The 21,749-nt window shown below is 72.6% G+C and carries 25 protein-coding genes; 11 read left to right on the top strand and 14 right to left on the bottom strand.

The window, feature by feature from the left end:
- Nucleotides 1-51: 51 nt before the first annotated feature.
- From Asi02nite_RS10505 to Asi02nite_RS10475, 7 genes are all read right to left on the bottom strand, one after another.
- On the bottom strand, nucleotides 52-942 hold the full coding sequence (locus Asi02nite_RS10505; protein WP_203712117.1) for a phosphotransferase enzyme family protein: 891 nt from the start codon (nucleotides 940-942) through the stop codon (nucleotides 52-54).
- Between the two features lie 43 nt (nucleotides 943-985).
- Entirely contained in the window at nucleotides 986-2,410 is a 1,425-nt protein-coding gene (locus Asi02nite_RS10500) for a multicopper oxidase family protein (RefSeq protein ID WP_203712116.1), read from the bottom strand.
- Nucleotides 2,411-2,461: 51 nt separating this feature from the next.
- Nucleotides 2,462-2,863, bottom strand: a complete 402-nt coding sequence (locus Asi02nite_RS10495; RefSeq protein ID WP_203712114.1) for an HIT family protein — start codon at nucleotides 2,861-2,863, stop codon at nucleotides 2,462-2,464.
- 8 nt (nucleotides 2,864-2,871) lie between these two features.
- A complete protein-coding gene (locus tag Asi02nite_RS10490) occupies nucleotides 2,872-3,264 on the bottom strand; it encodes an SRPBCC family protein (protein ID WP_203712112.1) in 393 nt (130 codons plus the stop codon).
- 245 nt (nucleotides 3,265-3,509) lie between these two features.
- A complete protein-coding gene (locus tag Asi02nite_RS10485; protein ID WP_203712110.1) occupies nucleotides 3,510-3,803 on the bottom strand; it encodes a DUF2277 domain-containing protein in 294 nt (97 codons plus the stop codon).
- Between the two features lie 20 nt (nucleotides 3,804-3,823).
- On the bottom strand, nucleotides 3,824-4,147 hold the full coding sequence (locus Asi02nite_RS10480) for a hypothetical protein (protein WP_203712108.1): 324 nt from the start codon (nucleotides 4,145-4,147) through the stop codon (nucleotides 3,824-3,826).
- Between the two features lie 114 nt (nucleotides 4,148-4,261).
- Nucleotides 4,262-5,899, bottom strand: coding sequence for an amidohydrolase (locus Asi02nite_RS10475; RefSeq protein WP_203712107.1), 1,638 nt, complete (start codon nucleotides 5,897-5,899; stop codon nucleotides 4,262-4,264).
- A gap of 447 nt (nucleotides 5,900-6,346) precedes the next feature.
- Here Asi02nite_RS10475 and Asi02nite_RS10470 point away from each other — a divergent pair, with 447 nt between their 5' ends.
- Together Asi02nite_RS10470 and Asi02nite_RS10465 are read left to right on the top strand one after the other, a co-directional pair.
- Nucleotides 6,347-6,751, top strand: coding sequence for a histone-like nucleoid-structuring protein Lsr2 (locus Asi02nite_RS10470; RefSeq protein WP_203712105.1), 405 nt, complete (start codon nucleotides 6,347-6,349; stop codon nucleotides 6,749-6,751).
- A 13-nt stretch (nucleotides 6,752-6,764) separates the two neighbouring features.
- Nucleotides 6,765-7,724, top strand: a complete 960-nt coding sequence (locus tag Asi02nite_RS10465; protein ID WP_203712103.1) for an ornithine cyclodeaminase family protein — start codon at nucleotides 6,765-6,767, stop codon at nucleotides 7,722-7,724.
- Here Asi02nite_RS10465 and Asi02nite_RS10460 read toward each other — a convergent pair.
- From Asi02nite_RS10460 to Asi02nite_RS10450, 3 genes are all read right to left on the bottom strand, one after another.
- Nucleotides 7,706-8,308, bottom strand: coding sequence for a dihydrofolate reductase family protein (locus Asi02nite_RS10460; RefSeq protein ID WP_203712102.1), 603 nt, complete (start codon nucleotides 8,306-8,308; stop codon nucleotides 7,706-7,708). The two genes, Asi02nite_RS10465 and Asi02nite_RS10460, sit on opposite strands and share 19 nt — an antisense overlap.
- Before the next feature lie 6 nt (nucleotides 8,309-8,314).
- Complete coding sequence (locus tag Asi02nite_RS10455; protein WP_203712101.1) at nucleotides 8,315-9,481, bottom strand: acyltransferase family protein; 1,167 nt, start codon at nucleotides 9,479-9,481, stop codon at nucleotides 8,315-8,317.
- A 67-nt stretch (nucleotides 9,482-9,548) separates the two neighbouring features.
- Nucleotides 9,549-10,121, bottom strand: a complete 573-nt coding sequence (locus Asi02nite_RS10450) for a copper resistance CopC family protein (RefSeq protein WP_203712100.1) — start codon at nucleotides 10,119-10,121, stop codon at nucleotides 9,549-9,551.
- Nucleotides 10,122-10,253: 132 nt separating this feature from the next.
- On the opposite strand from Asi02nite_RS10450, the gene Asi02nite_RS10445 reads away from it, so the two are divergent.
- Nucleotides 10,254-10,805 (top strand): SMI1/KNR4 family protein, encoded by a 552-nt coding sequence (locus Asi02nite_RS10445; protein ID WP_203712099.1) that lies wholly within the window; start codon nucleotides 10,254-10,256, stop codon nucleotides 10,803-10,805.
- Entirely contained in the window at nucleotides 10,780-11,199 is a 420-nt protein-coding gene (locus tag Asi02nite_RS10440; protein ID WP_203712098.1) for an Imm1 family immunity protein, read from the top strand. The genes Asi02nite_RS10445 and Asi02nite_RS10440 overlap by 26 nt, the downstream gene beginning before the upstream one ends.
- Here Asi02nite_RS10440 and Asi02nite_RS10435 read toward each other — a convergent pair.
- The gene (locus Asi02nite_RS10435) at nucleotides 11,191-12,126 is read right to left on the bottom strand and encodes an EamA family transporter (RefSeq protein ID WP_203712097.1); all 936 of its coding nucleotides are present in this window, start codon (nucleotides 12,124-12,126) and stop codon (nucleotides 11,191-11,193) included. The two genes, Asi02nite_RS10440 and Asi02nite_RS10435, sit on opposite strands and share 9 nt — an antisense overlap.
- A gap of 72 nt (nucleotides 12,127-12,198) precedes the next feature.
- Here Asi02nite_RS10435 and Asi02nite_RS10430 point away from each other — a divergent pair, with 72 nt between their 5' ends.
- The 7 genes from Asi02nite_RS10430 to Asi02nite_RS10400 all read left to right on the top strand — a co-directional run bounded on the left by Asi02nite_RS10430 (nucleotide 12,199) and on the right by Asi02nite_RS10400 (nucleotide 20,103).
- Entirely contained in the window at nucleotides 12,199-12,738 is a 540-nt protein-coding gene (locus tag Asi02nite_RS10430) for a CGNR zinc finger domain-containing protein (RefSeq protein ID WP_203712152.1), read from the top strand.
- A gap of 12 nt (nucleotides 12,739-12,750) precedes the next feature.
- Entirely contained in the window at nucleotides 12,751-13,425 is a 675-nt protein-coding gene (locus tag Asi02nite_RS10425; RefSeq protein WP_203712096.1) for a hypothetical protein, read from the top strand.
- A gap of 71 nt (nucleotides 13,426-13,496) precedes the next feature.
- Nucleotides 13,497-15,002: a sugar ABC transporter ATP-binding protein gene (locus Asi02nite_RS10420; protein WP_203712094.1), complete on the top strand. Its 1,506-nt coding sequence runs from the start codon at nucleotides 13,497-13,499 to the stop codon at nucleotides 15,000-15,002.
- A complete protein-coding gene (locus Asi02nite_RS10415; RefSeq protein WP_239126621.1) occupies nucleotides 14,999-16,039 on the top strand; it encodes an ABC transporter permease in 1,041 nt (346 codons plus the stop codon). Before Asi02nite_RS10420 ends, Asi02nite_RS10415 begins: the two co-directional genes overlap by 4 nt.
- Complete coding sequence (locus Asi02nite_RS10410; protein ID WP_239126620.1) at nucleotides 16,029-17,069, top strand: ABC transporter permease; 1,041 nt, start codon at nucleotides 16,029-16,031, stop codon at nucleotides 17,067-17,069. The genes Asi02nite_RS10415 and Asi02nite_RS10410 overlap by 11 nt, the downstream gene beginning before the upstream one ends.
- A complete protein-coding gene (gene rhaS / locus Asi02nite_RS10405; RefSeq protein WP_203712092.1) occupies nucleotides 17,066-18,133 on the top strand; it encodes a rhamnose ABC transporter substrate-binding protein in 1,068 nt (355 codons plus the stop codon). The genes Asi02nite_RS10410 and rhaS overlap by 4 nt, the downstream gene beginning before the upstream one ends.
- Nucleotides 18,134-18,291: 158 nt before the next feature.
- On the top strand, nucleotides 18,292-20,103 hold the full coding sequence (locus tag Asi02nite_RS10400; RefSeq protein WP_203712090.1) for a glycosyltransferase: 1,812 nt from the start codon (nucleotides 18,292-18,294) through the stop codon (nucleotides 20,101-20,103).
- Here Asi02nite_RS10400 and Asi02nite_RS10395 read toward each other — a convergent pair.
- The 3 genes from Asi02nite_RS10395 to Asi02nite_RS10385 are packed head-to-tail and all read right to left on the bottom strand — an operon-like array spanning nucleotide 20,090 to nucleotide 21,684.
- The gene (locus Asi02nite_RS10395; RefSeq protein ID WP_203712088.1) at nucleotides 20,090-20,869 is read right to left on the bottom strand and encodes a maleylpyruvate isomerase family mycothiol-dependent enzyme; all 780 of its coding nucleotides are present in this window, start codon (nucleotides 20,867-20,869) and stop codon (nucleotides 20,090-20,092) included. The two genes, Asi02nite_RS10400 and Asi02nite_RS10395, sit on opposite strands and share 14 nt — an antisense overlap.
- A 45-nt stretch (nucleotides 20,870-20,914) precedes the next feature.
- Nucleotides 20,915-21,223 carry a transcriptional regulator gene (locus Asi02nite_RS10390; protein WP_203712086.1) on the bottom strand — a complete coding sequence of 103 codons (309 nt, stop codon included), beginning with the start codon at nucleotides 21,221-21,223 and terminating at the stop codon, nucleotides 20,915-20,917.
- On the bottom strand, nucleotides 21,220-21,684 hold the full coding sequence (locus tag Asi02nite_RS10385; protein WP_203712085.1) for a hypothetical protein: 465 nt from the start codon (nucleotides 21,682-21,684) through the stop codon (nucleotides 21,220-21,222). The genes Asi02nite_RS10390 and Asi02nite_RS10385 overlap by 4 nt, the downstream gene beginning before the upstream one ends.
- Between the last annotated feature and the right edge of the window lie 65 nt (nucleotides 21,685-21,749).

Raw genomic sequence — 21,749 nt, 5'->3', positions numbered from 1 at the left:
GGCGGCGCCGGCCTCGAGCGGGCCGGCGCCGCCGAGCACCCTGCCCGGACCCTACGAGGGATCGGGGGAGAGATCGAGGGCGGCGTGGGCGTCCGCCAGGCCGCGCTCGTTGTCCGCGGCGGCGGCGATCCCGGTGAGGTCGCCGGTGACGATGCGGCGGGCGAAGTAGTCGGCCTGCACGGCGTGCCGGAACCGCAGCAGCACACCCAGCGCCCGCAACGCCTCGGCGGGTGGCAGCACACCCTCGGCCAGGTACGCGTCGACGAGGTCGCCGGCGCGGTCCGGCCCGCCGACGTACATGACGGCCGACGCGAGGTCGTACAGCAGCGGCCCGCTCATGGCCGTGCTCCAGTCGATCAACCCGCAGGCACCGCGTACGCGATCGAGGCGGAACGCCTCCGGCGCGGGATCGGTGTGCAGCAGGCCCCACGTCAACGTCCGGGGGTCGAGGCGGTCGTACGCTTCGACCGCCGCCGCGACGGCCGGGCGCACCCACGGCCGGATGCCCAGATGCGCACCGCGCGGGTCGACCCAGTGGAACCGCTCCATGCCGGGCACCGAGACGTCGAGCAGTGCCCGGTGCGTCCGGGCGAGCGTCGCGCCGAGCAGCCGCTGGTCGCCCGCGCCCGACAGCTCCTCGCCCGGCACGAACGTCAGCAACGCCAGCGGGACGCCGCCGACGTCGACGACGACGCCGCCCTCCCGGGCCGGCACCGGCGCCCCCGCCGGGATCCCCGCACGCTCGACCGCCGTGGCGACCGCGAGACCGGCCGCGAACGCCCGCCGCGCACCGGGCACGACCGCCTTCGCGACCCACCGCTCACCGCCCTGGTCGACGAACCAGGTCGCGGAGTTCATGCCGCCGTCGTGCACCTCGACGTGCGGGGCCGCCAGCCCCCACGACCGGGCCAGCCGCGCGCGGAGGTCCACCTCGTCGATCACGCACGCAGTCAACCAACCCGTCGGCGCCCCCGGCCACCGAGTTTCAGGGCACGACCCGCAGTTGCGCCATCATGCCGCTGGACGCGTGGTCGATCATGTGGCAGTGCAGGACGTACCGTCCGGTGTAGGGGCCGACGGTCGCCTGCAGGCGGACGGTCTCGCCGCGGCCGACGGAGACCGTGTCCTTCACGCCGGCCTCTCCCGGTGCCGGCGGCCGGCCGTTGCGGTCGAGGATCCGGAACTGGATCAGGTGCGGGTGGAAGTTGTGCGGGATCGCGGAACTGGAACCGTCGTTCGTGACCGTCCAGATCTCCGTGGTGCCGCGCTTGATCTCGGTGTCGACCCGGCCGTCGTCGAACTGCCGCCCGTTGATCAGGAACCGGCGCCGGGCCCGGTCGTACCCGAGCACGAACGTCCGCCTGCCCGTCGCCTTCGGCAACGCGGGGAGCGTGGCGAGGCGGTCCGGTACGCGGCTCGTGTCCTTGCCGCCGCGGGTGACGTCGAAGCGCAGCACCTGCCCGCCGCTCGCGTCCTCGAGGAACACCTGGCTGCCCACCGGGAACCGGGCGAAGTCGACGACGACCTCGACCCGCTCGCCCGGCGTCATCCGCCACGACCGGACGGCCGCGGGCGCCGCGAGCAGGCCACCGTCGCTCGCGATCTGCGCGACCTCGGTGGTCTTGCCACCGTGCCGCAGGCGCAGCGTGAACGTCCGCAGGTTCGCGGCGTTGACGAAGCGCAGCCGGTACCGCCGCGCGGCGACCGGGAAGTACGGCCGCGCCTTGCCGTTGGCGAGGATCGTCCTGCGGTTGGCGAAGTCGTCCAGCGCGAAGACCAGCCGGGCCTTGGCGTCGAACCGGGCGTCCCGCAGCATGATCGGGATGTCGTGGTCGCCGTCGGGCAGCCGCAGGCCGGCCTCCGCCGGATCCTCGACCAGGTAGAAGCCGGCGAGCCCGCGGTAGACGTGCTCGGCCTCCATGTGGTGGGCGTGGTCGTGGTACCAGAGCGTGGCGGCGCGCTGCTCGTTCGGGTAGGTGTAGTCGCGGGTCCGCCCGGGCGCGAGCGTGTCGGTCGGGAAGCCGTCGCTGTCGGCCGGCGTGCAGCCGCCGTGCACGTGCACCACGGTGCCCATGTCGAGGTCGTTGGTGTGCCGCACGACCGCCGTCCGCCCGGCCCGGACCCGCAGCGTCGGTCCCGGGAACATCCCCGCGTATGTCAGCACCTCGGTGCGCGTACCGGGCAGGATCTCGACCCGTGCCTTTTTGGCGGTCACCACGTAGAGGTCGGTGTCGCCCCTGGTCGACTCGGGCCGCAGCACGCGTGGCACGGGCATGCGGACCGTGAACGGCGCCGGGTCCGGGGCGCGGGGCGCGGCGAGCGCCGCGTCGGCGCCGGCCGTGACGAGCGCGGCCACCCCCGCGGTCGCGCTCGCGATGACGGTGCGTCTGCTGACGATCGACGGCTCCACCCGCTGAGTCTCCGCCGACAACGCGCTGTGTGCCGGCAGCGACACACAGAGTCACTCCTTCTCGAGCGCCGCCCGGATTCGCGCCTGGGCGTCGTCGAGCTCCGCCGCGGGCACGTCGTGGCGGACGTTGGCGAAGTCGAAGTCGGCCATCCCGCGCGCCGGGAAGACGTGCACGTGCGCGTGCGGCACCTCGAAGCCGGCGATCACCAGGCCCGCGCGCGGCGCGTCGAACGCCCGCCGCACCGCCGCGCCGATCCGGGCGGCCACCGCCGTGACGTGGCTCCACAGTGCCGGGTCGAGCGTGGTCCAGTCGTCGACCTCGGCGCGCGGCACGACCAGCGTGTGGCCGGGCGTGAGCGGCGCGATGCTGAGGAAGGCGACCACGTCGTCGTCGCGGTGCACGAACCGCCCGGGCAGGTCGCCGGCGATGATCTGGGAGAAGACGGAGGCCATGGGAGGCATCATTCCAAAAGCGACTTGAGCGTACGCAGGTCGGCCTGCACCGCGGCGGCGTCGGCGGCGAACGCCTCCTCGCTGGTGCCCGCGCGGCGGTAGACGGTGAAGACGATCTCGCTGCCGTCGGCGTTGGGGAACACCCGCAGGGGGTTGTAGAAGGTCTCGCCGGACGGGAACGTCACGTCGTGGTCGAGCACCCCGAACGGGTTCGGCGGGGCGAAGACGATCTCCACCTGACCGCCCGGCGTCTCACCGAGCCAGCGGCCGTCGACCTCGGCGATCGCCCCGGTCAGCCCGGCCGCCCAGCGCGGCAGGTTCGCGGGGTTGCCGGCGAACGCGTAGACCTCGGCGGCCGACCGTGCGATGGCGACACTCACGTGCAGCGACTCGTAGATCATTCGTCAGTCGTACCACGCCTGCCGTTTCCCGGCCCGGGCTAGCCTGCGGCGCGTGCGGGTCGCGCGTGGTGTCGAGTTCGTCGTGCTGTTCTTCGGCGCCGTCGGGGGATATGCGTTGCTGGGCAGTCCCGGGAGTCCGATCCCGGTGCTGCTGGTGTGCGCCGGTCTGGCGTACTGGTGGCGTCGCTCGAGCACAGCCTCTACGGGGTGCTCGCCTTCACCATCGGCCTCGGCGACCTCTTCTATCACGGCGCGACCTGAGCCTCCGGCCGCGGCCCGTAGCGCTCGGCGGCGCGGGCCCGGGCCTTGGCGGCCTCGGTCTCCCGGTCGCGCGGCGGCGCCTTGATCACGAGCTCGGCCAGCAGCACGCGGGTCGCGTCGGCGACGGCCTCGACGGCCGCGTCGAACGCCTCCTGGTTGGCCGTGGAGGGCTTGGTGGTCCCGCTGACCTTGCGCACGTACTGCAGCGCGGCGGCCTGGACCTCGTCCTCGGTGGCGGGCGGCTCGAAGTTGCTCAGAACCCGGATGTTCCTACACATCCACCCAGCATGTCAGGCGATCACCGCGGGTCGCCACCACCGGGCGGCGGCGCAGGCGGGTCCTGGGGGTACGGCGGCGGCGGGTAACCCTGCTGCGGGTAACCCTGCTGCGGGTAGCCCTGCTGCGGATAGCCCTGCTGCGGGGGCGGTGGCGGTGGGTAGCCCTGGTGCGGATACGGCGGCTGCATCGGGTGCGGCGGCGCCGCCTTCTTCCGCGAGCGGGCCACGAAGAACCAGATCGCGCCGCCGGCCAGGAGCGCGACGACCAACAGGCAGCACAGTGTCATGAAGATCTGGGCCGACGCGTAGCCGCCCTCGTAGGCGGATCCCACGACAAACGCCATGTGTTCGTACTCCCTCGGGCCGTCGACTCGGCGGATACTAGCGGTCCGGTCGCGGCTTCGTGGTCCCGTCCGGGCGCGACCGACCCACGGTCGCCCGCGCCCGCGTCGGTCCGGCTAGCGCTGCCTACCGCCCGGGTAGGCGATGCCGAGCTGGTCGAGATAGGTCGCGTACCTCGCCGGGTTGTAGTAGACCTTCTCCAGGCGCGGGCGCCACAGCTCCATCCGCTCCTTGTTGAGGTGGATCGAGGGCTTGTCGTTCGGGCCGATCAACGGCTTGTAGCGGCCGGCCTGCTCCGCCTCGAAGTACGCCTTCGCGTCCCGCACGAGCTCCGGGCGCAGCAGCAGGTCGAGCACCGTCGTCGCGTACACCTTGGCGCAGGTGGTCGTGCCCTTGTGCGCGATCGGCGTCGCCATCGAGAGCGCCTGCCACCACGTGTGGCTCGGCCCGCCGCCGGGGATGTTGGCGGGGAAGCGGATCGTGATCGTCGGGACCTTCCAGGAGATGTCGCCGATGTCGTCGGAGCCGCCGCCCTGCCGGTACTGGTTGGGAATGGGGCCCGACAGCCCGCCGACCTCCGTCGACAACCCGCGCGGCGTGCTGCCGGCGGCCTCCTGCACCGCCCGGGCGTACGTGTGGTCGTCCTCGCTCCAGTTGGGCATCCCGACGAGCGTCATGTTCGCCGCGGCGGCCTCGGCGACGGGCCTGTTGAAGTGCTGCGGCGACGCCGCGCCCAGCACCCGCATGTCGACGAGCTGCGTGTCGGTCATCTCGGCGGCGGCCTTGGCGATCTTCTCGGCCAGGGCGCGCAGCGCGAGGATCTCGTCGGCGGTGTCCTCGCGCAGGTAGTACCAGACCTTGGCGATCTCCGGGATGACGTTCGGCTGGTCGCCGCCGTACGGGATGATGAAGTGGGTGCGCTGCTGGATGGGCAGGTGCTCGCGGCGGTACTCCATCCCCGCGGTCATCAGTTGCACGGCGTCGAGCGCGCTGCGGCCCAGGTGCGGTGAGGCGCCGTGGCCGGGCGAGCCCTTGAACGTGTACTCGATGGAGAGCAGGCCGTTGCCGGAGGCCGCGCCCCAGTCCGTCGTGAGCCCCGACGAGACGTGCGAGAAGAGCGTGACGTCCACGTCGTCGAAGTAGCCGTCGCGCACGTAGTAGGCCTTCGAGCCCAGCAGTTCCTCGGCCACGCCCGGCCACACCTTCAGGCGGCCCTTGATGTTGTTGCGCTGCATCAGTTCCTTGAGCACGATCGCGCCGGCCACCACGGCCGCCATGCCGGAGTTGTGCCCCTCGCCGTGGCCGGGTGCGTGGTCGAGGCCCATCGGCTCGACGAGCGGGTCGCGACCGATGACGCCCGGCTTCTGGCTCGACCGCGGAATGCCGTCGATATCGGAGCCCATCGCGATCACCGGACCGCCGGAACCCCAGGTCGCCAGCCAGGCGGTCGGAATGCCGGAGATGCCCTCCTGAATGGCGAAGCCGTTCTTGCGCAGAATGGAAATCAGGTAGCGCTTGGTCTGGAACTCCTGGAAACCGAGTTCGGAGAAGCTGAACAGCGAGTCGACGATCTCCTGGACGAGCTTGGCGCGCTTCTCGACGGCCCGGATCGCCTCCTGCTTGAGGGCCTCCAACTTCGGGTCCTTCGCCGCGACCGGGGCCTGGGCCAGGGGCGCCGCCGCGGCCGGCGTGCCTCCGGCCAGGGCAGGGGCGACCGCGAGGCCGGCACCGGCCGCCCCCATCATGCCGACCATCTGTCGACGCGTTAATCCACTTTTCGCCTTTTCGGACATCGACGCCTCCTTGCTCCAATATCCATTTCCGGCCGTGGCCTCAAAGGCGTCCGTGGGCGCGCTTCGACCAGGCCGGATATCTACCGAACGACGCCGTAGGTGGCAGCGATGAATAATGCGATCAGAGTGATGATCTCCGATATGGATGCTGTCAGTCCGCTCGGCTCGGCGTCAACGCGCCGGTGTTCGGGATTGTTCGGCCGCCGCTGGACTGCGGGCCGGACGGGCGCGGCTCGTCGTGCGCCTGGACCGGGTGTCCTCCGTGGACGACCTCCGGCGCAACGCCGGCGGCGCCGCCCTTGCCGCGCCGGCCTCGCGCCGCTGGTGGGCGCGCACCGATTCGATCACTGATCAGCTACCGTGGGGAACGACCGAGAACGCTCGTTCGTCCAGGTAGGGACCCGCCTCGTGGCCAAAGAGACCATCGTCAGGCTCGTCGACGACATCGACGGCAGCACCGCGAACGAAACGGTGACGTTCGCTCTCGACGGCGTCGCGTTCGAGATCGACCTGTCCGACGAGAACGCCGACAAGCTGCGGCGGGCGATCCAGCCCTACGTCGAGGCCGGCACGAGGCTGACCTCCGGCGGCGCCCGGCCCACCCGCAGCGTGATCTCCGCCCAGGGCGCCAGCCTGCGCGAGGAGACCCGCGCGATCCGCGCCTGGGCCCACAAGTACGGGCCGCAACTCGGCCTCGACCCGGTCGGCGACCGTGGCGCGATCCCGCAGCGCGTCCGCGAGGCCTACGAGAAGCACGACGGCCGCGCCCCGCGCACGGCCCTCGCGTCCCCGTTCCTGACGCCGGGCTCGTAGCCCGGCCGCGGGGATGGTGCCGCTCGTCCTCGACGGCGACGCGGTCCGCGCCGCCGTAGGCCCCCGCGCGGCCGTCGAGGCGATCACCGAGGCGCTCCGTTCCGGCCTGGACCCTGCCACCGACCTGCCCCGCCACGCTGTCCCCGTCCGCGCCGGCCACCTGCTGCTGATGCCGTCGGAGCGGTCGGAACGGCACGTGGGCATCAAGGTGGCGACGGTGGCACCGGACAACCCGGCCCACGACCGGCCCCGCGTACAGGCGTCCTACCTGCTCTTCGACGCCGAGACCCTGAGCCTGGTCGCCGTGCTGGACGGCACGGCGCTGACGACCCTGCGCACGCCGGCGGTGTCCGTGGCCGCGGTGCGCCCGCACCTGCTGGCCAGGTCAGGCCCGGTGCGGCTCGCGGTCTTCGGCGCGGGCCCGCAGGCCCACGGGCACGTCGCGACGCTCGCGGCGGCGCTGGGGCCGGATCGTCCGCTCTCGACCGTGACCCACCTGCTCCGCGCGGTCCGGCCGGTCCCGGGAGCCGACGTGGTCGCGGCCGACAGCCCGCAGGCGGCCGACGTGCTGCGGGCGGCGGACGTCGTCGTCTGCGCGACGACGGCCCGGACGCCGTTGTTCGACGGGAACCTCGTCCGGGAGACCTCCGTCGTGATCGCGGTGGGCTCGCACGAACCGGACGCCCGAGAGGTCCCCGGCGTGCTGTGCGCCGCCGCGACGGTGGTGGTGGAGGACGTCGCCACCGCGCTGCGGGAGGCCGGCGACGTCCGCCTGGCGATCCAGGACAGGATGCTGCGGGCCGCGGACCTGGTGCCGATGCGCGAGATCGTCACGGGCCGCGTCCGCCCACCGCACGACCGCCCACTCCTGTTCAAGAGCGTCGGCATGTCCTGGCAGGACCTGGTCACGGCGGAAGCGATCCTGACCGCGATCACGGATCGGCGGACCAACGGTCAGGTGAGCACCTCGTAGGTCAGGTGCGTCACGTGCGGTGAGACCACCACGTCGGTCTGGCGCAGCCGGGGCTGCCGGCTCGCGCCCGGCGGGAACAACGCCGTCCCGCCGCCCACCAGGCAGGGCGACAGGTGGATCCGCAGCTCGTCGGCGAGCCCCAGCAGCACGCTCTGGCGCACGACGTCGGCGCCGCCCATGACCACCGCGGTGCGGTCGCACGCGGCGGAGCGGGCCCGGGCCACGGCCTCGCAGATGTCGCCCGCGAAGCTGAACCGGTCGCCGAGCCGCCACGCCGGCGGTGGGGAGTGGGTCACCACGATCACCGGCGGCCCGCCCGTCGCCTGGTCGGTGCCGGCGCCGTAGCCGAGCTCGTCGGTCCAGCCGTGCGGGCCGTCGACGAAGTCGAACAGGCGGCGGCCCATCACGACCGCGCCGGTCTCGTCGAGGCCGCGGCACAACACCTCGGAGTCGATCGGGTGGCCGGCGAAGACCCAGCCGTGGATCACCTCGCCGCCGCGGCCGAGGCCGTGTTCCAGGTCGGCGCCGGGGGCGGCCACGAACCCGTCGAGCGAAATGGAGATGTCTGCGACAACCTTCCCCATAACGGACTAGCCTACGCTCGCCCGCTCCGGTTGTGGAGTCCGCGGCGCGGGGATCGTCGGGCGCGGGCCGCGGCGGCGCAGAAGGCGCATCGCGGGCACTTCGACATAGCGGTGCAGAGGCAGGGCGACCGCGTACGAGACGACCAGGAACCCGAGGCCCAGCGGCACCGCCTGCCACGCGGGATAGTCGTGCGACCGCCCCAGGATCGTCATGGTCGTCGTGATGATCGTGAGATGGACCAGGAAGAAGGCGTACGACGCGTCGCCCAGCCGGACCAGCCACGGATGCCGCCAGACCGACCGGGCGCCCGCCAGGTCCGTGGTCGCCGCCGCCGGGATCAGCAGCGCCGTCGTCGCCAGCACGGCCGCCGTGTCCCGCACCTCGTGCGGCAGCAGGTTGACGACCAGGTAGTTGGCCGCGAACAGCGCCGACGCGAGTGGCAGCCCCGGGCCGCGCCAGGCGCCGGACCGGACCAGCAACGCCAACGCGATGCCGAGCGCGAACTCGACCGCCCGGGTCGCCGGCAGGATGTAGACGAACCAGCGCTGGTAGGCGGGATCCACCCAGAGGTGCGCGATCAGCGGCACGAGCAGCCCGAGCGCGACCAGCCCGACCGCGGCGCCGGCCAGCGCCCGGCCCGCCAGCCGCCGCAGCAGCGGATAGAGCAGCGGGAACGCGGCGTAGAAGGCGATCTCGCAGGACAGCGACCAGGCGACCGGGTTGATGCCGAGATAGGTCACGTCGTCCGGGTACCACGCCTGCACCAGGAACAGGCTGGTGCTCAGGTTGTGGCCGTTGACCTGGTTCATCCGGTTGCCTACGGGGTCGGCCAGGTCGCCGACCCACTTGGACGCCACCGCCAGGGCCAGCGCCACGACGTAGGCGGGATAGATCCGCAGGAACCGGCCCGCGAAGAACCGGCCGAGGCCGCGCCCGGGCGCCGGACCGCCGCTGCCCCAGGCGGCCCAGGTCAGCACGAAGCCCGACAGCACGAAGAAGAACGAGACGCCGAGGTCGCCGGGGTCGAGCAACAGGTGCCCGAGGTCGTGCGCCAAACCGCCGACCGGGATGAACGAGTAGGCGTGGACGCCGAACACAAGGAGCGCGGCGGCGAAGCGCAACCCGGTCAGCGACGGCAGGCGGGGGGCGGCAGCCCTGGGGGAGGCGGGCATAGGTAGGCGACCCTATCGGGGCCTTCGACCCCGCGCATCCCGGCGTACCCGGTTTGTGGAGAAGCCCTCACCGACTCGCGCGGGCGCGCCGCCACCACCAGAAGAACCCGAACAGCAGGCCCAGGAGGACGACCAGCACGATCGCGGCCGGCACGAGGTTGACGTTGTCCTCGATCGGGAGCGGCACGACGACCGCCAGGGGAGTGGGACTGGCCGTCACGGCGGCCGACGGCGCCGGCGTCGCGGGCGGAGTCGTCGCGACCGGCGGCGGCACCGCCGAGTTGGCGAAAAGGTATTCACCCTTGATCGTGTGGCCGTCGGACGACACCGTCTCCCAGCGCACCTTGATCTTGCCGACCGGCAGCGCCGTCACCGGCGCCGTGATCGTCTTGTCGAGCGCCTTGGCATCGCCCTCGCGGTAGTCCACGCCGTCGGGGCCGAGCACCTCGACCTTCGTGCCCTTTTGCCTGATCAGCCCGCTGAAGGTGAGCGCGACCAGCGCGACCGGCTCGGTCACGGTCGACTTCGCGGCCGGCACGGCCTTGGCCAGCTTGGTGTGGGCCGCGGCGGGCGTGGCGGGCGCGACGACCACGACCAGCCCGACGAGCAGGGCGGCCAGGGCGGCGGCGGGACGGCGCATCGATCCTCCAGGGTGTTCCCGACACGCTAGCGGGTGCGCGGACCGGGGCGGGTGTCGGAAGACAGCGGGAACTTTCCGGGTCGCGCCGACGACAGGTGTGACATCGGGACGCCGCGCGGCGCTGGTGGTCGTGTGGAGGAGGAGTCCCTGACCGAACGCCTCGACGACCTGGAATGGTGGCTGCGCGTGCTGCGGCGCCCGGTCGTCGACCTGTTGGTGCCCGGCCTGCCGGCCGACGCGATCGGCCGCTACGGCCCGCTGCCGCCCGTGGTCGGCGAGTGGTTCGCCTGGCACGACGGTGTGACCCGCGATCCCGGCCAGGACCGGGAGGACGTCGAGGTCATCCCGGGGTACGCGCCGCTGGCCCTCGCCGAGGCGGTCGGGCTGCGCCACGCGTACGAGGACGATCCGGTGCTGACCCTCGGCGACGGCTGGCTCCCGCTGCTCGCCTCGGAGGACGGCGACCTGTACGCGGCGCTCTGGTCGGGCCCGAACGAGCCGCGGGTGGTCGCGATCCGCGCCGGCGAGCCCACCCGGATCGAGTTCCCCGACCTGCCGGCCATGGTGGAGCTGTTCGTGGAGTGCTACCGCAGCGGTGGGTTCACGGTGAGCGGCGACGGCCGTCTCTCCGCCGACCAGGCCCGGTACGACGAGCTGTATGACGCCTTCACCCGCGGTCGCTGAGCCGGTGCGGCTCGAGTGCGACCGCTGGCACGACGGTTGCGCCGACCACCTCCTCGCCGAGTCGCCGACGGTGCGTGACCTCGTGGCCGCGGTGCGCGCCCTCGACCAGCGCCGGCACACGGAGATCGTGGTGACCGGCCACGACGGTCAGTACCTCGCGGTGGAGGGCGGCGCCGGCCGCTATCTGGTGCACCTCGGGTCCGACGAGCACGACGACGTCATCGTCGTGCGGGCCACGGACGCGGAGCCCGGCGAGGTCGCGATCGTCGCCGCCGGACGGATCCGCCGGGTGCCCCGGCGCGACGTCGTCGATCTCGCGACGGCGCTGCGGGCCGTGCGGACCTTCGCCGTCGACGGCAGCGCCGACCCGGGACTCCACTGGGAGTCACGCTGAGACGAGCTCCTGCGCGGGCCGGCGCTCGTCGAGGCGGACCAGCGCGACGCCCGCGATGATCAGCACGCCGCCGAGGAGCTGGACGGTGGTCGGCAGCTCGTCGAGCACCAGCCAGGCGATCAGCACCGCGAAGAGCACCTCGGTGAGGCCGACGAACGACGAGAGCCGGGCACCGAGGGCGCGGGCCGCGGCGATGCCGGCGACGTACGCGACGACCGCGGCGACCAACGACAGCCCGGCCACCGGCAGCAGCCAGCTCATCCGCTGGCCGCCGAGGCTGACCTGGCCGAACGTCGCGTGCATCGGCAGCAGCCCGGTGGCACCGAGCAGCAGCAGGACGACCGCCCCGATGCCCATGCCGGCTGTGGCCAGCGCGAGGGCCGGCACCTCGTCGTCGCCGGTGTCGCGGGCGCCGAGCACGAAGTAGGACGCGAGGCCGACGCCGGCGAACAGGCCCCAGGCCACGCCGACCAGCGACAGGTCGGCGCCGCCGCTCAGGTCGAGCACGAGCACGAGGCCGACGATCGCGGTGGCCGCGCCGGCGGCGGTCAGGGCCCGCGGCCGCTGGCCGTGCACCGCCCACATCCAGAACACGACCAGCACGACGCCGAGGTATTCCAGCAGCAGCGCCACGCCGACCGGCAGGTAGCGGATCGCGTTGAAGTAGCCGACCTGGGCCGCGCCGACGCCGAGGATGCCGAACAGCGTGATGCCGGTCAGGTTGCGGCGCACCGAGCCCCACCGCCCGCGCAGCAGCAGCGCCGCGGGCACGGCGAGCACCAGCGCCGCGACGCCGACCCGGGTCGCGACGGCAGCCGGCGCCGTCCAGCCGGCGTCCATCAGCGCGTGCGCGAACGGCCCGGACGTGCTGAACGTCAGCGCGGACAGCAGCGCGAGCAGCAGGCCGAGCGAGCGGGCCGGTGGCATGGGCGTTCCCCTGTCATGACCAAAGACGGATTACACTGATGACGTTAGGTGGCGGTGATGACAGGGGTCAAGATGCTTTTCGCCCATGACACCGAGGCGGCGCTGGTCCAGGCCGCCGCGCTCGTCAACACGCCGCTCGACGACGTCGCCGCGCTCGACGCGTTCATGCGCGCGCACCCGGACTCCGGCGTCCGCACCGGCACGCGGGCCGAGCTCGACGAGGTGCGCGCGCTGCGCCCGCGGTTCCGGCGGTTCTGGGAGCTGGGCGAGGACGAGCTGGTCGAGACGGTCAACGCGCTGCTGCGGGAGAGCCGCCCGCTGCCGCAGCTCGTCCGCCACGACGGCTGGAGCTACCACCTGCACGCGGTCGCCCGCGACGCCCCGCTCGCCGTCCGGATGACCGTCGAGACCGCGATGGCGCTGGTCGACGTGGTCCGGGCGGAGGCGCTGGACCGGCTGCGCGGCTGCGCGTACCCGGGATGCGACAACGTCCTGGTCGACCTGTCCAGGAACCGCTCGAAGCGGTTCTGCGACGGCGGTTGCGGCAACCGCGCGGCGGTCAGCGCCTACCGGGCGCGCCGGGCGGCCTTGATCCGCTCGCCGGAGCCGTAATACCGTTCATCGATGTCGCGCAAGACGGGTCGGCCGTCCTACGTCCACAAGGCAGCACAGGAGCGGGCGAAGCGCGTGCCGCTCGCCGCTCTCGTCGTCGGCGTCGTCGTCGCGGCGCTGCTCGCCGGTCTCGCCGGCTTCCTGATCGGCCGTCCCGACGCGACCACCCGCGCGGTCGACGAGATCAAGGCGCAGGAGGCGAAGCGCGACGTCGAGCAGATCCGCGCGCTGACCACGCTCGCGCGCGCGTCCCAGGAGAAGCTGACGACCGTGCTCACCGCGTTCGACGCCGCCGTCGACAGTGGCCGGCCCGCCGACACCGCGACGATCGCGGGCTGGCAGCAGACCGTCAAGGACCTCGTCGCCGCGCACGCCGACAGCCCGTCCGGCACGACCGCGACCAACGTCGCCCGCGGCGGTGTCCGCAACGCGATCGGCGACTTCCAGGTGGCGATCGACCTGTACGCGGCCGCGGTCGCCGGGCCGGAGGCCCAGCGGGCCGCGCTGATCGCGATCGCCGACCGCTCGCGCACCTCCGCCGCGACCGCCTGGTCGGTCGCCGCCGCCCAGCTCGACCAGATCAATGTGGACGCGGGTCTCGGCCACCAGCACGTCTACCTGGAGACCGAGCACGGCTCCGGCGCCTTCACCGCCGACGGCGAGGAAGAAGGCCACACCGGCCCTTGACGGTGATGGATCGGCATCCCTAGTGTCTTGGGCACGGCAATCTATGAAACGTTTCATGGCGGGGAGGTGCGATGCTGGCACTGCGCGGGGTGAGCAAGTCCTTCGGCGCCGTGGCGGCGCTGCGCGACGTCGACCTCGAGCTCGTGGCCGGCGAGACGCACGCGCTGGTCGGCGAGAACGGCGCGGGCAAGTCGACGCTCGTGCGGATCCTCGCGGGCGTGCACCCGCCCGACACCGGCACGATGCTGCTCGACGGTGAGCCGGTGACCTTCGGAGGGCCCGCCGACGCGCGGGCCGCCGGCATCGCGGTGATCTACCAGGAGCCGACGCTCTTCCCCGACCTCTCCGTCGCCGAGAACATCTTCATGGGCCGGCAGCCGCTGCGCGCCGGCCGCCGGATCGACACCGCGGCGATGCGCGCGCGGGCCTGCGAGCTGTTCGGCCGGCTCGGCGTGCACATCGACCCCGACCGCCCGGCCCGCGGCCTCTCGATCGCCGACCAGCAGCTCGTCGAGATCGCCAAGGCGCTGTCCACCAACGCCCGGCTGCTCGTGATGGACGAGCCGACGGCCGCACTGTCCGGTGTGGAGGTGGAGCGGCTCTTCGCGGTCGCCCGCTCGCTGCGCGACGACGGCGCGGCCGTGCTGTTCATCTCGCACCGCTTCGACGAGGTCTTCGACCTGTGCGAGCGGATCACCGTGATGCGCGACGGCCGCTGGGTCGACACCGCGCCGACCTCCGCGCTGACCGTGGACGCCGTCGTGCGCAAGATGGTCGGCCGCGACGTCGCCACGCTGTTCCCGAAGCTCGACACCACGCCCGGCGACGTCCGGCTCGACGTGCGCGGCCTGACCCGGCACGGCTTCTTCCGCGACGTCAGCTTCACCGTCCGCGGCGGCGAGATCGTCGCGCTGGCCGGGCTGGTCGGCGCCGGCCGCAGCGAGGTGGTCCGCGCCGTGTTCGGGGTCGACCGGACCGACGCCGGCGAGGTGTTCGTCGAGGGCCGGCGGCTGCCGCCCGGCGACACGCCCGCCGCCATCGCCGCCGGGCTCGCCCTGGTGCCGGAGGACCGCCGCCAGCAGGGGCTGGTGATGGAGCTGTCGGTCGAGCGCAACGCGACACTGCCCCGCCGCTGGGCCCTCGCCCGGGCCGGGTTGCTGTTCGGCGGTGCCGAGCGGCGGTCGGCCGCCACCTGGACCCAGCGCCTCCAGGTCAAGGCCGCGCGCCCCACCGACCCGGTCGGCACGCTCTCGGGCGGCAACCAGCAGAAGGTGGTGCTGGCCAAGTGGCTCTCCACCGGGCCGCGGGTGCTGATCGTCGACGAGCCGACCCGCGGCATCGACGTGGGCACGAAGGCCGAGGTGCACCGCCTGCTCTCCGAGTTGGCGGCCGACGGAGTGGCGGTGTTGATGGTCTCCAGTGAGCTGCCCGAGGTGCTCGGCATGGCCGACCGCGTGCTGGTGATGCACGAGGGCCGGCTGGTCGCCGACATCCCGCGGGCGACCGCCGACGAGGAGTCGGTGATGGTGGCGGCCACGGGGGCCGCGCCGGGAGCCGCGAGGGGAGCGCAGCCGTGACGGCACCGGCCACGACGCCGGCCCCCGCCCCCGAGCGGGCCGCGCCGGCCTCCGCCGTACACCGGCTGTTCGTGGTCCGTGAGCTCGGCATCGCGCTCGCCCTCGTGCTGCTGGTCGCGGTCACCTTCGCGGTCAACACCCGGTTCCTGTCGGCCCAGAACATCAAGGACCTGCTGCTCGGCGCCACGATCCTGGCGATCCTCGCGGTCGGCCAGGCGATCGTCATCATCACCCGCAACGTCGACCTGTCGGTCGGCTCGATCCTCGGCCTGGCCGCGTTCGCCACGGGCACGCTGTTCGTCGACAACCCGGGCCTGCCGATCCCCGTCGCGCTGCTGGCCGGCATCGCGCTCGGCGCCGTCTGCGGCGCGATCAACGGCGGGCTGATCGCCGCGGCCCGCGTGCCGGCGCTGGTCGTCACGCTCGGCACCCTGTACGTGTTCCGCGGCCTCGACTACACCTGGGCCACCGGCCAGCAGATCAACGCGGCCGACATGCCGCCCGGCTTCCTGCGCCTGGGCACGGCCAGCATCCTCGGCGTACCCGTGCTGGCGCTGTTCGCCGTCGTGGTCGTCGTCGGTGCCGGCCTGTTCCTGCGCTCCTACCGCAGCGGCCGGGAGCTGTACGCGATCGGCTCCGAACCGGACGCCGCCCGCCTCTACGGCATCCCCGTCGGACGCCGGGTGTTCTGGGCGTTCGTCACCAGCGGCGCGCTGGCCGGCCTCGCCGGTGTCCTGCACGCCGCCCGGTTCGGCACGATCGACGCCAACGCCGGCCTCGGCCAGGAGCTCAACGTGGTCGCCGCGGTGGTCGTCGGCGGCGTGGCCATCTTCGGCGGCAGCGGCTCGGTCTACGGCGCGGCGCTGGGCGCGGTGCTGCTCACCACGATCGGCAGCGCCCTGCCGGTGCTCGGCATCAACCCGTTCTGGCAACGCGCCGCCGTCGGCGTGCTGATCCTCGCCGCCATCGGCCTGGACCGCTCGCTCGCGGTGCGGCTGGCCCGCCGACTCGCAGGAGGCACCGACCGTGGCCGTTGACACGCCCGTCCGCGAGCCGGTGACGCCGCCGCGCCCACGCGGGGTCCGCGGCGTGCTCGGCTCGTGGGACGTGCTCGTGCTGGTCGCCCTCGTCCTCGTGATCGTCGTCGGCTCGATGACCGTTGACGGGGTCGGCAACCCCCGCTTCTACCGGTTCGTGATCCTCGAGGCGATCCCGATCGCGCTGATCGCCCTGCCGATGACGCTGGTCGTGATCACCGGCGAGATCGACCTGAGCGTCGCCAGCACCGTGGGCCTGACCTGCAGCGTGCTGGGCGCGCTGTGGCAGGCCGGCGTCACCTCGCTGCCGCTGCTGATCGCTCTCTCGCTGGCGCTGGGCGCGGTGCTCGGCGCCGTCAACGGCGTCTTCGTCACCGTGTTCGGCCTGCCCTCGCTCGCGGTCACGATCGGCACGCTCGCGCTCTACCGCGGCCTCGCCTACGTCGTGCTCGGCGACCGGGCCGTGGCCGACTACCCGGTCGACTGGGCCCGCGACATGATCGCCCCGCTGCCCGGCACGGTGATCCCGTGGTTCGTCCTCGTGGTCGCCGTGCTGGCGCTGCTGTTCGGGGTGCTGCTGCACGCGACCCCGGTCGGTCGCGGGCTCTACGCGATCGGCAACAACGCGGAAGCGTCCGCGTACTCCGGGATCGCGGTCCTGAAGACGAAGTTCTGGTTGTTCGTGGCGACGGGTGTGGTCGCCGCTCTGGCGGGCGTCTTCTGGACGTTCCGGTTCGCGTCTGCCCGTGCCGACAACGCCAACGGCCTCGAGCTGTCGGTGGTGGCGGCGGTGCTGCTGGGCGGCGTGTCCATCTTCGGCGGTCGCGGCGGCCTGCTCGGTGTGGTCGCCGCGGTCGCGCTCCTCGGCACTCTGCGCAACGCGTTGCAACTGGCCGACGTCCCGGCCAACGCGTTGACGATCGTCACCGGAACGCTGCTCATCGCTTCCGTCGTCGGGCCCAACGTGGTGCGGATGGCACGTGGACGGCTGCGACGGCGACGACCCCCTGAGGAAAGGACCCAACCATGAGGATCACAGGTGTACGCGTCGTCGCGGCGACCGTCCTCGCGGCGTTGACGCTCGGTCTCGGCGCGTGTGCCGAGGACGGCGGCGACGCCGGCAGCGGCACGGGCAGCGGCGACACCGGCAACTCTTCGGGCACGATCAAGGAGGGCCTCAAGATCGCCTTCCTGCCCAAGCAGGTCAACAACCCCTACTTCGAGACCTCGGACAACAAGGGCGGCAAGTCGGCCGTCGAGGAGTTCAAGGGCACCTACTCGCAGACCGGCCCGTCGGAGGCGAGCCCGTCGGCGCAGGTGTCCTACATCAACACGCTCTCGCAGCAGCAGACCGACGTGATCGTGGTGTCGGCCAACGACAAGGACGCGATCTGCGGCGCCCTGACCGAGGCCAAGACCGCGGGCGCGAAGGTCGTCACGTACGACTCGGACACCAAGCCGGAATGCCGGGACGTGTTCGTCAACCAGGCGACCGCCGACGGCATCGCGAAGTCGCAGATCAAGCTGATCTCCGACGCGATCGGTGCGGACGGCGGTGAGATCGCGATCCTGTCGGCGACGGCGAACGCGACCAACCAGAACGCCTGGATCGAGATGATGAAGGCCGAGCTGGCCAAGCCGGAGTACGCGAAGCTGAAGCTGGTCGACACGGTCTACGGCGACGACCAGGACGAGAAGTCGTTCCAGGAGGCGCAGGGCCTGCTGGCCAAGCACCCGAACCTCAAGGGCATCATCTCGCCGACGACGGTGGGCGTGGCCGCGGCCGCGCGGTACCTGTCGGGCTCCTCGTACAAGGGCAAGGTGCAGTTGACCGGCCTCGGCACCCCGAACCAGATGCGCGCGTTCGTGAAGGACGGCACGTGCAAGGCGTTCGCGCTGTGGAACCCGGCGGACCTGGGCTATCTGGCGGCGTACGCGGGCGGCGCGCTGGCCTCGGGCATCATCACGGGCAAGCAGGGCGACAAGTTCACGGCGGGCAAGCTGGGCGAGTACACGGTAGGCGCGAACGGCGAGATCGTCCTCGGCGACCCGTTCACCTTCGAGGCGTCCAACATCGACCAGTTCGACTTCTGATCCTGGGTGAAAGGTGCCGGTCCGCGGTCGCGGGCCGGCACCTTTGTGTTCCGCTGGCCGTCGCGTTGCCGTTCGCGTCACGTTTCCCTGGCACCGCGGGCCGCTAGCTGCCAAGATCCCTCGGTGGGGGATTGAGGATCACCCAGGGCGGGGCGGCAATGATCATAACGTTGGTCACCGACACGTTCGATGTCGGCAACAACGGAATCACCGTGTCGGCGATGCGGTTCGCCGCGAACCTGATCGCGCGCGGCCACACCGTACGCGTCGTCGCGTGCGGCGAGCCCGGCGCGGTGTCGCCGCTGCCCGGCGGCCCGGAGATGTTCTGGGTGCCGGAGCTGGTGGTGCCGGTCGCCACCCGGCTCGCGCATCGCCAGCACACCGCGTTCGGCCGGCCCGACCGGGAGACGCTGGTCGCCGCGATCAAGGACGCCGACGTCGTCCACATCTACCAACCGTGGCCGCTGGGCCGCGCGGCGGAGCGGATCGCCCGCGAGATCGGCGTGCCCGCGGTCGCCGGGTTCCACATCCAGCCGGAGAACATCACCTACAACCTCGGTCTGGGCCGGTTCCCGCCCGCCGCCCGGCTCGTCTACTTCCTGCTGCGCGTGCTCTTCTACGGGCGGTTCGCCGACATCCACTGCCCGTCGACGTTCATCGCGGCGCAGCTGCGTCGCCACGGCTACCGGGCGCGGCTCCACGTGATCTCCAACGGCGTGAGCGGCAGCTTCCGGCCCGGACCCCCACGTGTACGGGCCGCCGGTGAGCCGTACCGCATCCTGATGGTCGGTCGGTTCTCGCCGGAGAAGCGGCAGGAGGTGCTGATCCGCGCGGTGCGGAGGTCACGCCACGCCGCCGACATCGAACTGCACTTCGCGGGCGCCGGTCACCGCGAGAAACGGTTGCGCCGGCTGGCGTCGAAGCTGCCCCGGCCGGCGCGGTTCGGCTACTACTCGCAGACCGACCTGATCGCGCTCATCCGGAGTTGCGACCTGTACGTGCACGCGTCCGACGTCGAGATCGAAGGGGTGTCCTGCCTGGAGGCGCTCGCCTGCGGTCTCGTGCCGGTCATCTCCGACAGCCGGCGCAGCGCGACGCGCCAGTTCGCGCTCGGGCCCGCCAACCTGTTCCGGGCGGGCAACGCCGCGTCGCTGGCCGCGCGGATCGACGGCTGGATCGACGACCCGGCGGCGCTGGCGACGGCGTCGCAGGCGTACGCCCGGCTCGCGGACCTCTACGCGGTCGACCGCAGCGCGAAGGCGATCGAGCGGGTGTACGCGCGCGCCGACGACCCGCCCCAGCCGCCGATCGGTGCCACCGGCGGCCTGTACCGGCTGTTCTCGAACGCCTTCTACTACGGCGTCTTCGTCCCGGCGATGTACCTCTGGACCCGCCTCGTCGTCGGCGCCCGCACGTCGGGTGCCCGCCTCCCGCGCACGGGCGGGTTCGTGACGGTGTGCAACCACGTCCACCCGCTCGACAGCGTCCTGGTGGCGTTGGCGGCCTTCCCGCGGCGGCTCGTCTTCACGTCGGCGCCGATGAACCTGCAGAACCAGGGGTACGGCTGGATCGTCCGGCTCCTGGGCGCCGTGGCGGTCCCGCCGACGGCCGCGCAGCTGCCCCGCTTCTTCTCCGAGCTGGAGCTGGTCCTGGCCCGGGGGAGGGGCGTGCACTTCTTCCCGGAGGGCGAGCTGGAGCCGTACGACACGACCCTGCGCGAGTTCAAGCGCGGCGCGTTCCACCTGGCCGCCCAGGCGCGCGTGCCGGTCGTACCCCTGTCGATCCGGTTCGTCGCGCCGCGGGGTGTCTCGCGGCTCTTCCGGCGCAGGCCGCGGATGGAGCTCGTCATCGGCGACCCGATCGACCCGACGACCACCGACCCCCGCGACGACCGCCGGGCGCGCCTGGACCTCACCCGCCGCCGGATGCGCGAGCAGCTCGCGTACGAGCCGGGCCCTAGTCGCCGGTGACCCAGTCCATGTGGTCGATCCACCGGTCGAGCAGCGCCCGGTCACCGTCGATCTCCAGGCTCGACGCGGCCGCCAGCGGTTGGCGCCGGCTGAGCACGAGCAGGAGGTCGGTGGCCGGCCCACGGACGGTGACGTCGGCCGTGGCGTGCGTGCGCTCCAGGGCGACCATGTCGGGTTCCCGGCGGGCGAGCCATTCCCCGGTCGCGTCGGTGGCGTGGAAGTGCAGGGTCTGGCCGTTGCCACGCATCGCGGCGGCGAACTCGGGCTTGTTCTCCCAGTAGCCGCGCGAGGTCATCGTGTCGAGCCAGTCCTCGACGGCCTCGACGGCGTGCTCGGGCGCGAGGTCGTAGCGCTCGTCGAGCGCGGCGGCCGCGTCGGCGCGGTGCACGGACGCCTCGCCGAACAGCCGACGGGACCAGAACGCGACGCCGTCGGCGGCCCCGGACGGATCCCAGACGGGCGTGTCGGCGTCGACCGAGTCGAAGGCCCGCTGGGCTTCGGCGGCGCCTTCGGTCAGCCAGGCCCGCCACTGTTCGGAGTCGGTGGGGCCGGGCACGTAGCGGGCGAACGCGGCGCTCGGCTCGGTCATCTTCTCGCCGACGAGCATGGCGATCATGCGCTGCGTGGAGCCGACATGGTCGACGAGGTCGGCCAGCGTCCACTCGGGACAGGTGGGCACGCGGGTGGACGGATCCTTGCCGTGCACCCAGTCGGCGAACGTGCTCGTCTGTGCGACGACAGCCGTCGCGTACGCGGACGGGTCCATTTTTCGTACCTCCTGATGCTCCGCGGGCCGGGGTCCTGGTCCAGGTTAGACCGGTCCCGACGGGCTGGCGGTACCGTCCAGCAGCGCGCGCAGGGCCGCGCAGTGCGCCTCGTAGGCCTGGCGGCCGGCGCTGGTCATCCGGTAGGTGGTGCTCGCGCCGCGGCCGCGCCCGTCCTTGGTCGCGGTCACGTACCCGGCGGATTCCAGCGTGGACATCTGCTTGGACAGGTCGGACTCGCCGAGCCGCAGGTGGTCGCGCAAGAACCGGAACGACACCGTCGGCGCGTTGGCCAGGATGCCCATGGCGGCGAGGCGCTTGGGGACGTGGATGATCGGATCCAGGCCGTCGATCACGCGAGTCGCGCCCGCACGGCGGCCGCGGCCTTCGCGTACCGGCGCTCGTAGACGGCCAGCCCGGCGGTGACGAGCACGAACGCCAGCGCGGCGGCCACGGGCACGCCACCCAGCAGCCAGCCGCCGGCCACGACCAGAACGACGACGACCAGCGACCCGAAGTACCGCCGCCACAACACGGCGATCTCCGGCGGCGGCGTCCCCTTGCCCGGCATGGGCAACGCCCCGTGCCGGCGCCGCATCCAGGTCAGGAAGAGCACTTCCAGCAGGATCAGGACGGCCAGCGAACCGAGGAACAGGGCGACGCTCTCGCGCCACCAGGTGAACGCCCCGACCATGCCGGCGGCCCACAGCCCCACGACGGGCGCATACCACCACGGCGTGGGCGGATATTCGACGTAGGGCGCGGCGGCCCCCCGCTCCGCGGCAGCCAGTTGCTCCCGAACCTCACCACTTTCCACGCCGGAAAGTATCGCGATAACTTTCCACTTCCGCAAGTGGAAAGTTCTCGTCGCGTGTAGCGGCG

The organism is Asanoa siamensis (genome assembly GCF_016862555.1).
In the GTDB taxonomy this organism is placed as follows: domain Bacteria; phylum Actinomycetota; class Actinomycetes; order Mycobacteriales; family Micromonosporaceae; genus Asanoa; species Asanoa siamensis.
Note: the sequence above shows the minus strand (reverse complement) of the source record. Positions and strands in the feature narration are given on the sequence as shown.